The sequence below is a fragment of the Sorangium aterium genome, assembly GCF_028368935.1.
Classification (GTDB): Bacteria; Myxococcota_A; Polyangia; order Polyangiales; family Polyangiaceae; genus Sorangium; species Sorangium atrum.
This window is the reverse complement of sequence record NZ_JAQNDK010000001.1, coordinates 3,444,206-3,456,416: the sequence shown is the minus strand read 5'-3', so window position 1 is coordinate 3,456,416 and position 12,211 is coordinate 3,444,206. Positions and strand designations below refer to the sequence as shown.

General features: G+C 72.1%; 11 protein-coding genes. 1 reads left to right on the top strand and 10 read right to left on the bottom strand.

From position 1 onward, the window contains the following. Positions 1-95: 95 nt before the first annotated feature. Complete coding sequence (locus tag POL72_RS12810) at positions 96-716, bottom strand: helix-turn-helix domain-containing protein (RefSeq protein ID WP_308738114.1); 621 nt, start codon at positions 714-716, stop codon at positions 96-98. 906 nt (positions 717-1,622) lie between these two features. Between POL72_RS12810 and POL72_RS12805 the strand changes: the two genes are divergently transcribed. Then, a complete protein-coding gene (locus POL72_RS12805) occupies positions 1,623-2,186 on the top strand; it encodes an ExbD/TolR family protein (RefSeq protein WP_272095451.1) in 564 nt (187 codons plus the stop codon). A 29-nt stretch (positions 2,187-2,215) separates the two neighbouring features. Here POL72_RS12805 and POL72_RS12800 read toward each other — a convergent pair whose 3' ends face one another. Genes POL72_RS12800 through POL72_RS12760 form a run of 9 tightly spaced genes read right to left on the bottom strand, consistent with a single transcriptional unit; the run spans position 2,216 to position 12,097 of the window. After that, positions 2,216-2,797: a hypothetical protein gene (locus POL72_RS12800; RefSeq protein WP_012239127.1), complete on the bottom strand. Its 582-nt coding sequence runs from the start codon at positions 2,795-2,797 to the stop codon at positions 2,216-2,218. A gap of 29 nt (positions 2,798-2,826) precedes the next feature. Next, entirely contained in the window at positions 2,827-3,663 is an 837-nt protein-coding gene (locus POL72_RS12795; RefSeq protein WP_272095450.1) for an outer membrane protein assembly factor BamD, read from the bottom strand. Further along, positions 3,660-5,597 carry a BatD family protein gene (locus tag POL72_RS12790; protein WP_272095449.1) on the bottom strand — a complete coding sequence of 646 codons (1,938 nt, stop codon included), beginning with the start codon at positions 5,595-5,597 and terminating at the stop codon, positions 3,660-3,662. Before POL72_RS12790 ends, POL72_RS12795 begins: the two co-directional genes overlap by 4 nt. Next, positions 5,594-6,676 carry a tetratricopeptide repeat protein gene (locus tag POL72_RS12785; protein ID WP_272095448.1) on the bottom strand — a complete coding sequence of 361 codons (1,083 nt, stop codon included), beginning with the start codon at positions 6,674-6,676 and terminating at the stop codon, positions 5,594-5,596. Before POL72_RS12785 ends, POL72_RS12790 begins: the two co-directional genes overlap by 4 nt. Beyond that, entirely contained in the window at positions 6,663-7,817 is a 1,155-nt protein-coding gene (locus tag POL72_RS12780; protein ID WP_272095447.1) for a vWA domain-containing protein, read from the bottom strand. Before POL72_RS12780 ends, POL72_RS12785 begins: the two co-directional genes overlap by 14 nt. Further along, positions 7,814-8,959, bottom strand: coding sequence for a VWA domain-containing protein (locus POL72_RS12775; protein ID WP_272095446.1), 1,146 nt, complete (start codon positions 8,957-8,959; stop codon positions 7,814-7,816). The genes POL72_RS12780 and POL72_RS12775 overlap by 4 nt, the downstream gene beginning before the upstream one ends. After that, a complete protein-coding gene (locus tag POL72_RS12770) occupies positions 8,956-10,209 on the bottom strand; it encodes a hypothetical protein (protein WP_272095445.1) in 1,254 nt (417 codons plus the stop codon). Before POL72_RS12770 ends, POL72_RS12775 begins: the two co-directional genes overlap by 4 nt. Further along, on the bottom strand, positions 10,206-11,114 hold the full coding sequence (locus POL72_RS12765; protein ID WP_272095443.1) for a DUF58 domain-containing protein: 909 nt from the start codon (positions 11,112-11,114) through the stop codon (positions 10,206-10,208). The genes POL72_RS12770 and POL72_RS12765 overlap by 4 nt, the downstream gene beginning before the upstream one ends. Continuing rightward, complete coding sequence (locus POL72_RS12760; RefSeq protein WP_272095442.1) at positions 11,111-12,097, bottom strand: AAA family ATPase; 987 nt, start codon at positions 12,095-12,097, stop codon at positions 11,111-11,113. The genes POL72_RS12765 and POL72_RS12760 overlap by 4 nt, the downstream gene beginning before the upstream one ends. Positions 12,098-12,211 lie beyond the last annotated feature (114 nt).

Sequence of the window (12,211 nt, the reverse complement as noted above, 5' to 3'; positions counted from 1 at the left end):
GCCGCGGCACCGGAGGGAGAAGAGCAGCGCCGGGAGACGTCCTTTCCCTCTCGGCGTCCTGGCGCCTCGGTGATCCGAGCTGTCGAGCGCCCCTGTCAGCCCGTCTTCTCGACGTACGTCATCACCAGGTAAAGGATGACCTGCTGATCGGTCAGGTTCCTGTACTGATGGGGCACGTCGGCGTCGAACATGATCGCGTCGCCGGTCGCAAGCACATGGCGCTCGGCGCCGACGACCATCTCCAGCGTTCCGGAGGTCACCACGAGGTTCTCCACGGTGCCCGGTGGGTGAGGATCCGCGTGTTCCGTGGCGAGGGGCGCGAGCGTGATCTCGTAGAATTCGACGGTCCTCGGCACGTCGAACGGGAACAGCGCGCGGGACGTGAACGAGCCGTCATGCGACGTCAACACCTTGGCGCGCGCGGCCAGGATGAGCGATGTGCCGCCGAGCGACTGGTCGCTGATCAGCGCCGAGAAGGGCACGCCGAGCGCCCGCGCGATCTTCCAGAGCACGTTGATCGTCGGCGTGCTCTGGCCGAGTTCGATCTGGCTGAGCATCGCCCGGCTCACGCCAGACGCCTTCGCCAGCCGCTCGAGGGAGAGCCCTCGCTTGGTCCGGAGGCGACGCAGGTTGGCCCCGACGATGCCGGTGAGCGCCGAGGAGGCGTCCTGCGGGGCCATCTCGTAGGCCCAGGCGTCTCCGGAGGCCTCGTCCACGTCCCGCTGCGGCCCCTCTCCGTTTGCGCGGCTGGAGTACGAGCTCGCGGGGCCAGCGACGCTCTCCGGTCTGCGCTGCGAGCGTGGTCCAACGGGCGATGAAGGGCGCCCCGCCGATACGGCGGACGCTTGCACGCCGTTCTGGTAGCCCTCCACGGGCAACGACGCGCCGAGCCCATCGCCGGAAACGAGCCCAGGAGAGCTCCGTGGTGTGTTCTGACGGACGGTCTTCATCGCATCTGCCAGACGGGCATCCACGTCCACATCGGGAACCACCAGAGGGCGACCTGCATGGTCAATGAGCTGCCCGGCAACGGCTTCCTGTCGGGAGCATGCTCGTTCCGAGCCACCCGCCGCTGCTGCCGGTATTCCTCGAGGTCGATCACTTGAGCACTCTGGGGGCGCATCCGCTTACCTCCAACCCGTAGGTCCATCATCCGTTATAGCGGATTGTTTGTCAAGGGACAGCTCGGCCATGACGCACGAGGGTCGGCACGCTGCGTTGGCCCGGGGACGGTACGATGCCCTCTCGTCCGTGGCGACGGGCACCTGCCTCTCCGCCCATGCCGAGAAAATCGAGCTTTTCATCCGCCCTGTCCATGTTCAGGGCGTGCAAGGATGAGGCTGCTTTGTGTTGACGCGTTGCGTCTTTTGCGGCTGGGCGGAGCGAAGCGCCTCCGAAATAGTGGACGATGCGGAGTGTGGGCCGCCTGAGAGTGCGCTCGTCGCGCTCATCGGGATCGCCGGCGCGGCCCACCCGCGCGAGCGGTTCACCCGTGGCGGGGGGAGCGGACGTTGGTGCTTTCCAGGAACATCCGGCGCGCGCCGCGCTCTGTCCTCCTATCGCAGCGCGGCCGCCGAGAGGGCGAGTGCGCCGCGACAACACGAACACACAAGGAGGCAGCCATGGCGGGCGTCGACGTGGGAGGTGGCGAGAGGCGGGCGCGAAACAGCGAGATCAACATGATTCCGTTCATCGATCTGCTGATGGTGACCATCGCCTTCCTGCTGATCACGGCGGTGTGGGTCACGAACTCGCGGCTCAAGACGAGCGCGGAGGTGCCTGCTGCCGCGGGGTGCGGTGAGGAGTGCCAGAAGGAGCCTCTCAGGACGATGCATGTCCACGTCGGCGAGGATCAGTTCAACCTCGTGTGGAAGCAGGGCGCGACTGTCCTGAGCGAGGTGAGCGTCCCCAAACGTCCTGTCGAGATCGGCAGGGCGGGAGCCACCGCGATCCGTTACAGAGAGCTCGGCGAGGCCATCCAGCGCGAGTGGGAGCGGAGCGGCGAGCACCGCGCGCCGAGCGACCGCCGCGCCGACCAGGCGGTGCTCCACAGCGACGACAAGACGCCGTTCCGCGAGCTCGTCGCCGTGCTCGACGCGATCAATGCCCCGCGCCGAACCGTCCTCCTCCAGGACGGCCGCAGCGCGGAGATGCCAGCCTTCCTAGCCACCTTCTCAGCACGATAGAGCGGCGTCGTCTAGAGACGGGCGGGAAGTTACGCGGTGAACTCGGTCGTCAGCGCTACCCAGTTCGAGGGCGGGCGGACGGCGTAGCTCAGGGCCAGGACCTCGATCAGCACCACCCGGTAGATCGCGTGGACGTCGTCGACGTCGACCTCGTGCGCGTTCGCCTCGAGCGCCGCGTCGAGGTGCTCCTGCACGAAGGCGAGGACGTCGGGCTGCTCCATCGCGATGACGTCGTCCGAGTCGACCGCCTCGGCAGGATCGTGGAGGCGGATCTGCTCGTCCAGGTTCAGCGACTCCTCGACGCCCGTGAGCGCCGTCTCGGTGACCTCGTCGAGGTCCTGACCGAACAGCTCGTCGAAGGCGAGCCAGATCGCGAGCGTCAGGAAATAGCCGAGGGCGAGCGCCGTCTCGTCGAGCGGGCCGGAGAGCACCGAGGAGATCCGATCCGCGAGCGCAGGCTGCGTCTGCTCGAAGCGCGTGAACGCGTCGTCGAGCTGCTTGCGCGAGTCGTCGTCATCCTCGGCGAGCTGATCCTCGATCTCGGACAGGACGCGCGCCGGCACCTGAGCGTACGAGGGGACGGGGCGAATGGCTGCGCGGCGTACCCACACGCGGACAACCTAGCACACGATGGCGCGGCTCATGGAGCGAGCAGCCGGATGCTCGACGCCGGAACCCACCCCTCCGTTGCGCCCCAGCGGACCTCCGCGAGCCCGCCCGATCTCCTGCCGACCTCGACCGACGCACCCTCGGGGATCGCGCTGTGCTCCGCGCGGGGCAGCGCGCGCCCGTCCTCGTCGAGGAGCCGGACCTCGGGGACCACCACGACGCCGGCCCGGGTCGTGAGGCGGAGGTGCCGCGCCGCATAGGTGAGCGGCACCAGCGCGAGCAGCGCGACGAGCGCCGTCGGCGCAAGGACGCTGCCCGCGACGTGCGCAGGGCCGGCAGGGCGGCGCCGCAGGACCACGCCCAGGGCGAGGAGCAGCGACGCGAGGAGCGCGGCCGCCGCCCAGGTGCGCTCCGAGGCGAGGCCGACGATGACCCGGCCGAGCGTCGGGCGCACGTCGACCGCATCCGTGGCGCGGCGCGAGCGCCGGCGGGTGATCTCGGCGCGCACGAGATCCAGCGCGCGATCCGCGTCGGCGTCGCCCGGACGGAGCCGCAGCGCCTCCTCGAACGCGGCCGCCGCCCGGCCGAGGTCTCCGGGGCGATCCGCGCCCTCGCGGACGCGCGTGACGTAGGCGAGCCCGCGGTTGTAGCTCGCGTCCGGGTGCACGAAGCCGCGGTCGGCGAGCAGCTCGAACGTGTCGATCGCCGCGCCGTACTCGCCGCGGCCGAGCGCCGCCGTGCCCTCCTGGAACATCACTTCCGGGGACTCCGCCGGCTGCGCGCGCGCCTCGCTCGACGGCAGCGCCGGCGCGAGGCTGGCGGCGAGGAGGAGCGCGCCGGCGAGGAGGCGCCTGCGGCGGCCGTTCATGCGGGCTTCCATCGCGAGAGCTCGGTCACGACGGCGCGGCTCTGCTCGACGAGCGCCGCGGCGGCGGCGCCGCCGCCCTCCTGCGCGGTCGGCTCGAACCGGATCGCCTCGCACGCGGCCAGCGCCTCGCACGCGCGCGACGAGAGCGGCTCGGGGACGCCGCGCCGGCCGAGCTCGCCAGGGAGCTCCGCGAGCAGGACGCCGCGCGAGCGGAGGCCCGTCGCGGACTCGATCGCCCGGTGCACCGCACGCTCGATCGCCGCGGCCGTCGCCCCGAGATCTCCCTGCGCGGCCGCCTCCTCCGCTTCGCGCTGCGCTATCGCCGCGAGCCGGGCGGGCGAGCTCGCGCCCGCCGCGCGGCGATCGCGCGCCCGGCGCAAGAGCCGATCGCCCGCGCCGAACAGCGTGACGGCGAGCGGCGGCGCGGCCAGGAGCAGCCAGAACGGCGCGCCGTCGAGGGGCAGCGTCGCGGGCGGGGTGTGCGGGCCGAGCGACGTGCGGAGCCCCGGCATGCCGGCGAACGGCGCGCCGCGGCCGGCGCCGTCGCCCTCGGCGAGAGGCGCCCTGGACGGCGGTCCGGACGACGCCGGAGGAGCCACCGGGCTGACCTGGACGACGCCGAGCTCGGCGCGCTCGACCACGTAGCGCTTCTGCGCCGGATCCCAGTAGGGGAGCTCGATCTTCCCGAGATCGACCGCGCCGCTCTCCTGGATCCGGACGACGTAGCCGAACGAGCGGGTGCCGCCGATCGCGCCGCCGCGCGGCTCGATCGCGTCGCGCTTCTCCGGGTCGAGCCAGTCGAGCCCGGTCCGCTCCGGCACCCGGAGCGACTGGGGGAAGTTGCCGGTGCCCGCGATCTGCACGTTCACGGCCACCGAGCCGCCCTGCTCGATCTGGCGCGGCTGCACCGTCGCCTTGAGCGTGAACTGACCGACGTCGCCGACGGCATAGCCGGACGGGCGGCCGGCGAGGGGCGGCTCCGTGACCTTCACGACGACGTCGTTCGATTCGCGCAGCACGCGCGCGCCGATCCGGCGACCGGTGATGCGCGTCTGCATGCTGCCCGTGCGCAGCTCGCCCGTCTTCAGCGGGAACAGCGCCAGCTTGTCGACGAGGCGGGCCGCATAGCGGTACCCGCCGACCCGCGTGTACACGGGCCGTTCGGTGCGGGGGTCCTCGAGGAGCGTGTGGCGAAGGAAGTCCGGCGCGGGCGCCGCGCGGGGCTCGGTCATCTCGGCGTTCTCGCGGAAGTACAGGTAGAACGAGACAGTGACCTGCTCGCCGACCACCGCGGTCGTCTTGTCGGGGATGGCGCGCAGGAACACCACCGGGTCGGGCTCGCGCGGCATCGCCAGCTCTGTCGCCTCGGCCTCGGGCTGGTCCTGGGTCGCCTCGTCGTCGAAGAGGCCGCCCGGACCGCCGAACGGCCATGGGAAGCCCTGCAGCGGGCCGCCGGGCAACAGGAACGGGTTGCTCGGCCGGCGAGGCCGCCCGCTCGCCGGCGCGACCTTGATCAGGATCGGAGCCGCCGGCAGGCGCCTGCCGTTCCACGAGATCGTCGGCCCCGGGATGGTGTAGCGGCCGGGTTTGTTCGCGACGATCTGCCACGTCGCGCTGATGCCCAGCTGCGTGATCATGACGCCGCCCCCGAGCTGCGTCTTCATCTGCGTCCCGATGCTCGGGCCGGAGACGATGGAGAGGTCGGGCGGGACACGCAGCTCCGGATCGGAGGGCATGCCGGCGCCGCGCTCGACGAGCGCCTTCACCTCGACCGTGAACGGCTCGCCGACCTCGACGTCGGTGGCGCTCGCGCGCGCCGTGAGCTCCGGCTGCTGCTGGGCACGCGCGCGGAGCGGGGCGATCAACGCGAGCAACGCCACGAGCAGCGCGGCCGCGAGCGGCGCGAGGCGCGGGGGGGCGAGCGCGAGCGTCACTTGTCCTCCATGCCGCGGCCGCGCCGCATACCGGCCTTGTTCTTCGCCTCCTGCTCCTGATACGTCGGCGCCTCCTCGAGCTGGTCGAGGATGCGATCGTCCTGCCGACCGGTCTGCGGCGGCTCCTGGGGCTGCTCGCGCGGCGGCTCGGGTTGCTCGGGTGAGCCGGCGTCGGGCGCCTGATCCTGCGGGCCAGCGTCGGGGCTCTGATCCTGGTCGCCGCCGTCGTTGCCCGCGTCCTGGCCGCCGCCGTCGTCGCCCGCGTCAGGCTCGCCGCCGTCGTTGCCCGCGTCCTGGTCGCCGCCGTCGTCGCCCGCGTCGGGCTCGGCGTCCGGCGGCGCATCGGGCTCGGCGTCCGGCGGCGCATCGGGCTCGGCGTCCGGCGGCGCGGCGTCCTTCTGGTCCTCGATGCGCCGCAGCGCGATCGCCCGGTTCCAGGCCGCGTCCCGGCCGACGCCGTCGCCACCGGCCTCCTCGAGGACCCCGGGGATGATGGCCAGCGCCTGGTCGTAATACGTCACCGCATCCTCGTACTTGCGCCGCAAGAACTCGAGGTTGCCCGAGAGGTAGCGGGCCCGCGCGCGCAGGTCGGCCGGCACGCTCGGATCGGCCCCGATCGCCTTCACGAGGACCAGCGCGCAGTCGATCTCGATCCCGCGCAGCGCGTCGCTCTGCTCCTGCTCCGGCCCGCCGTCCGCGAGCCCCTCGTCACCGAACCGATGACCGTAGCGCTCGGCCAGGTGGAACAGCGTCAGCCCGAGATCGAACGAGCCGTTCGGCTTCTGGCGAACGGAGTCCGGCAGCCCGATGCCGGCGTCGCTGCACGCGCCCGTCCCCAGGTAGCTCTCGAGGGCCTGCGCGGCAGACTCGAGGTTGCCCGCGTCGAGATCGCGGATCGCCTGGTCGACCGCCGGCGCGTTCCGCTCGAACGGGGACGTCGGATCCCACCCGCTGCACCCGGTCGCCGCCGAGAACGCGGCCCCGGTGAGGCACGCGGCGGCGAGCCCGATCGCGATCCAGCGCCCCCGGCGCGCGAAGAACCCGGCGAGATCCACGCGCTTGCGATCACGACGCGGCATGCTGCCCTCCCGCGTTGCCCCGAGGCGTCGGCCCCGCTCCCGCCGCGAGGTCCGCGCCGAGCGGGCGCCCCTTCAGCAGTCCGGCGCGCTTCGGCGCGGCCTCGGGGTGTGTCGCCACGAAGCGACGGCGCGGAGCGTCCTTGAGGAACACCTCGGCGATGAGGAGCAGGATCGCGAGGCCGAGCGGGTAGAAGTAGACGTCCGCGTAGACCGTCTCGACCCGCTCCGAGAGCTCGCTCTTCATCTGCCGCCTGAGCTCCGCGGCGATCGTCTCGATGCCCGTGGTCCCCTTCTCCGCGCGGATGATCTGCCCGCCCGGCGTCGCCTGCGCGATCGACGCGAGCTGCTGCTCGCCCGACAGCGACAGCTCGGTCGTGAGCGGCTTGCCCTGGCGATCCGTCCGCCACCCAACGATGCGGCCGTCCTGGCCGATCTCCGGGATCGGCTCCGGCGTGCGCCCGCCGATCTGAACGACGTGGATCGTCGTGCCCTGGGCGCCGATCGCCTGCGCGACGCTCAGCGGGTAGCCCTCGAGGTCCTCGCCGTCCGTGACGAGCAGGATGATCCGCTTGTGCTCGGCGGACTTCGGATCGCGCCTCAGGAGCTCGTTCGCCTGGTCGAGCGCGCGCGCGATCGCCGTGCCGCCGATCGGCATGTCGTTCGGGTCGAGCTGGCGGAAGAACTGCGCGATCGCCGCGCCGTCGGCGGTCAGCGGGAAGCCCATCGGCTCGCCGGCGAACGCGACCGCGCCGAAGCGCGCGCCCTCGAGATCCTTGATGAGGCGGGCGACCTCGACCTTCGCCCGGAAGATGCGGGACGGCTCGACGTCGCGCGCGTACATGCTCTTCGAGTAGTCGAGCACGATCACCACGTCGACGTTGGTCGCCGGCACGAGCCGCGTGCCTTTGCCGTACTGGGGGCGCGCCGCGGCCACGAACGCGAGCGCCGTCGCGAGCACGAGCAGCACGCCCTTCCAGGCGCGGCGCTTCGCCGGATCGGCGGTGGTGAGCGCCTTCACGCGATCTTCGTCGCCGAAGCGCTTGATGGCGCGCGCCACGCCGAAGCCGCCGAGGATGAGCAGGAGGCCGATCAGCGCGGCGAACGCCGTCCCGAGCAGGAACCAGGGAGCCGCAAAGTTCACGGGAACCTCCGGAGCAGCCAGGCGCGCAGGAGCGCGTCGAGCCCGATCAGGAACACCCCGGGCAGGAGCAGGAACGGGAAGAGATCCTCGTACGCGGCGCTCGACGCCTCGAAGCGGGTCTTCTCCAGCCGGTCGAGCACGTCGTGCATGCTGGCCGCGAGCCCCTTCGCGTCGGTCGCCACGTACGACGCGCCGCCGGTCTTCTGCGCGATCTCCTGGAGCAGCGCGGGGTTCACCGGGAAGCGGTGGCGCACGTAGCGCGGCTGCCCGAAGAGATCGATGCCGTCCTCGACCTCGACCTCGTCGTCGGTGCCGATCTGGATCGTGTAGACCTTCGCGCCGAGCGAGGTCGCGAGGTGGGTCGCGTACTCGGGGGAGATGGCCCCGGCGTTCGAGTCGCCGTCGGTCAGGAGGATGACGACCTTCGACTGCGCGTCGCTCCTGCGCAGGCGCGCGACCGCGGTGCCGAGCGCGTCGCCGATCGCCGTCGCGCTGCCGTCGATCACGTTGAGCGTCATCTGCGAGACCATCTGCGTCAGCAGGTGGTAGTCGAGCGTCGGCGGCGACAGCACGTAGGCGGCCTTGCCGAAGACGACGACGCCGAGGCGATCGGTCCTCCTGCGGCTGATGAAGTCCTGGAGGACGAGCTTGGCCGTGTCGAGCCGGGTCAGCCGCTTGCCGCGCGGCAGCTTCGGCTGGCCGGGGAGGTCGCTCGGCCGCGCGTCGAGGATCGCGCGCATCGAGCCCGACAGGTCGAGCGCCACGACGATGTCGATGCCCTTGTCGTCCGAGCGCTGCTCGCGGAGCACGCTGACCGGCCGCCCCATCGCGAGGACGAGCAGCGCGAGCGCCACGGCGCGCAGCACGCCCGGCAGGTCGCGCAGGTGGCTGCGCAGGCCGCGCGGCCCGCGCGCGAGCGGCGCGACCGTGCCGAGCCGTAGCCGCGGCCTGCGCGCGTCCTCCGCGAAGATGCCCCAGTACCAGACGACGGGCACCGCGATGAGCGCGAGCAAGAACCAGGGGTTCTGCCAGCTCGCCGAGGACCAGGCCTCGCGGCGCGCGAGGTAGGGGTACACGCAGGCGACCGCGGCGACGACGAGCGTCGCGATGAGGGCGAGCGATGCGCGCTTCGTGCGGCTCAAGGCGCCTCCTCCGGCGTCCCGGACGGGCGAGCGGGCGGCTGCTGCCCGCCGGCGGGCGAGCTCCGGGGGCCGGCGCCGTCGCCGGGCCGCGCCGCCGGCGGGGTCGTGCGGTGCACGATGTTCTCGCCGTCGTCGAGCGCCGTGAGGCAGTCGGCCTCGCTCGGCTGGAGGCGCGCGAACTTCACGAGATCGCAGTCGGCGAGGAACCGCGCGATCTGCGGCAGCACCGGCACGGGCGGGCGCACCCGCGCGAGCAGCTCCCGCATCTCGTCGCTCGTCGTCTCGAGGCCGTCGAAGCCGTACCGCGCGCCGAGGTACTTGCGCACGCAGTCGCTCACGCGGTCGAAGTACTCACCGGTCCGCCCCTCGCCGAGCAGGTCGGAGCGCCGGAGCGCCTCGAGCTCCTCGAGCGCGGCGATCCACGGCAGCTTGGGCGGCGGCGCGACCACGACGCGGGGCCGGCGCAGCCAGCGCCGGACCAGCCACGCCACGAGCAGCCCGAGCGCCGCGCCGATGAGGATGCCGACCGTGAGCTGCTTCGCGAGCACCCACTCCTCCCGCTGCGGCCGCGGCGGCGGGTTCGGCTTGACCTTGGGATCCCGCTCGTTGGCGATCGGGTCCTCGATCACGATCTCGTGCGGCCGGGTGCAGACGGTGACGAGCTCCCCGCTCGCGCGGGACACGGCGATCGGCACCGGCGGCAGCAGGAGGGCGCTCCTCCCGGGCTCCTTGGGCAGCGGGACGAACGGGATGACGAGCTTGGTCGTGGCGCCGGCGTCGGTCGCCGTCGTCGTGCTGGTCGGCCCCGCGCCCGCGTCGGCCTCCGGCAGGACGAACCCCGCCTTCTGGATCGCGCGCGCGGCGTCGCTGTCGCCCTGGACCTTGAAGCCCTCCGGCAGCACCGTCTCGCCCTTGCCGTGCGTGACCGTGATCTCGAGGTGGGCCGCGTACCCGCTGAACCCGTTCTTCGGGAACGTCTCCTCGATCCGGGGGCGCGTCGCGCCGGGCGGCACGTGCTCCGCGCACGAGGCCCACACGCTCTCGCCGCGCTCCTTCGCCGCCGGCGCTGCCGACGCCGGGGCCGGCAGCGCCGGCGGCGGCGGGGTGTCGTCAGCGGCGGGCCCGCCGGCGCCGCCAGCGTCCGGCTGCGATCGCGCCGGCGCCGCGCACGCGAGCGCCGTCGCCAGCGCGGCCCACGCGAGCGGGCTCGCGCCGCGCGCGGCGTGGACCGCCGAGCGGCGCGTCCTCATCGCCTGAGCCTCCGCGCCCGCTTGGCGAACAGGTCGCGCAGCGGGCTCACGAAGCTCTCGCCGGTCTTCACCACCACGGCGTCGAGCGCGAGCTTCTTGAACAGCTTGTCGCGGTCGCTCCGCACCTTGCGCATGGCGGCGCGGTAGTGGTCGCGCACCGCCCGATCGCCGGTGTCCACTACGACCTCTTCCCCGGTCTCGAAGTCCTCGAACGTCGCGAGCCCCACGTCGGGCAGCTCTTCGTCGCGCGGGTCGACCAGCATCACCGGGATCACGTCGTGCTTGGCGCTCGCGAGCGAGAGCGAGCGCTCGAAGCCGGAGGCGAAGAAATCGCTGATCACGAAGGCCACGCTCCTCCGCTTGGCCACCTTCACCAGGGTCTCGAGCGCGAGCTTCAGGTTCGTCCCCGTGTACTTCGGCTCGTGCCCGAGGATCTCCCGGATGACGCGCATCACGTGCTTGTCCCCCTTCTTCGGCGGGACGAGCTTCTCGATGGCCTCGGTCGCGAGCACGAGGCCCACGCGGTCGTTGTTCTTGATGGCGCTGAAGGAGCAGAGCGCGGCGATCTCGGCGGCGACGCGCGCCTTCGACGCGCGCCGCGTGCCGAACTGCTCGCTCTGCGAGGCGTCGACGACCAGCATGACGGTCATCTCCCGCTCCTCGACGAACACCTTCACGAACGGCTCGCTCATGCGGGCCGAGACGTTCCAGTCGATCCAGCGCACGTCGTCGCCGGGCAGGTACGCGCGCACCTCGCGGAACGAGAGCCCTTGCCCCTTGAAGACGGACGAGTACGTCCCGGAGAGCTGCTCGTTGGCGAGCCGTTGCGTCCGGATCTCGATGCGCCGGAGCTGCTTCAGGAGCTCGGGCGGCAGCGGGTTCTTCGAGCCGGAGGCCTTGATCACGGCACCTCGACCACCTCGAACACGCGCCGGACGATCTGCTCGGACGTGACCTCCTCGGCCTCCGCCTCGTAGGTCAGGACGACCCGGTGCCGGAGCACGTCGGGGCCGATCGCCTTCACGTCCTCCGGCGTGACGTAGCCCCGGTGGCGCAGGAAGGCGTGCGCGCGCGCCGCGAGCGCCAGCGCGATCGAGGCGCGCGGGCTCGCCCCGTACTCGATGAGGCTGCTCAGCTCCCGCATCCCCTTCTGCCCGGGCTCGCGCGTCGCGAAGACCACGTCCACGATGTAGTCCTTCACGCGATCATCCATGTACACGTCGCGCACGACCTTGCGCGCGGACACGAGCTCCTCGGGGGTCGTCACCTTCGCGGCCTTGCCCTCGATCGCGGACGTCGTGCGGTCGATGATCTGCCGCTCTTCGGCCCGCGCGGGGTACCCGACCTTGACCATGAGCATGAACCTGTCGACCTGCGCCTCGGGGAGGCGGTAGGTCCCCTCCTGCTCGATCGGGTTCTGGGTCGCCATGACCACGAACGGGCTCGGCAGCGGGTAGGTCGTGTCGCCGATCGTGACCTGCCGCTCCTGCATCGCCTCGAGGAGCGCGCTCTGCACCTTCGCGGGGGCGCGGTTGATCTCGTCGGCGAGCACGAGGTTCGCGAAGATCGGGCCCAGCTTGGAGGTGAAGTCGCCCTTCTGGTGGTTGTAGATGACGGTGCCGATGAGGTCGGCGGGCAGCAGATCCGGCGTGAACTGGATCCGCGAGAACTTCGCGTGGATGGCGTCGCAGAGCGTCCGCACCGTGAGCGTCTTGGCGAGGCCCGGGACGCCCTCGAGGAGGACGTGTCCCCCGGTGAGCAGCCCGATGAGGATGCGCTCGATCATGTACGTCTGACCGACGATGACCTTGCCGACCTCGCTCAGCAGGGTGTCGATGAAGGCGCTCTCTTTGGCGACCAGCTCGTTCAGGGCGCGTACGTCGTGCATAACGGGTGGGAGCTCATAGCAAGCCCGGCCGCCCGAGGACAACCGGCGCCTCTCGAATATTCCTCGGCGCGAGGCGGGGCCCCGGCGCGCGCTCGTCGGCGCGGGGCGGGGCCC

Coding starts and splice junctions, on each gene's coding strand:
- POL72_RS12805 (WP_272095451.1), top strand. CDS start 1,623: ATGGCGGGCGTCGACGTGGGAGGTGGCGAGAGGCGGGCGCGAAACAGC.
- POL72_RS12795 (WP_272095450.1), bottom strand. CDS start 3,663: ATGAACGGCCGCCGCAGGCGCCTCCTCGCCGGCGCGCTCCTCCTCGCC.
- POL72_RS12785 (WP_272095448.1), bottom strand. CDS start 6,676: ATGCCGCGTCGTGATCGCAAGCGCGTGGATCTCGCCGGGTTCTTCGCG.
- POL72_RS12770 (WP_272095445.1), bottom strand. CDS start 10,209: ATGAGGACGCGCCGCTCGGCGGTCCACGCCGCGCGCGGCGCGAGCCCG.
- POL72_RS12760 (WP_272095442.1), bottom strand. CDS start 12,097: ATGCACGACGTACGCGCCCTGAACGAGCTGGTCGCCAAAGAGAGCGCC.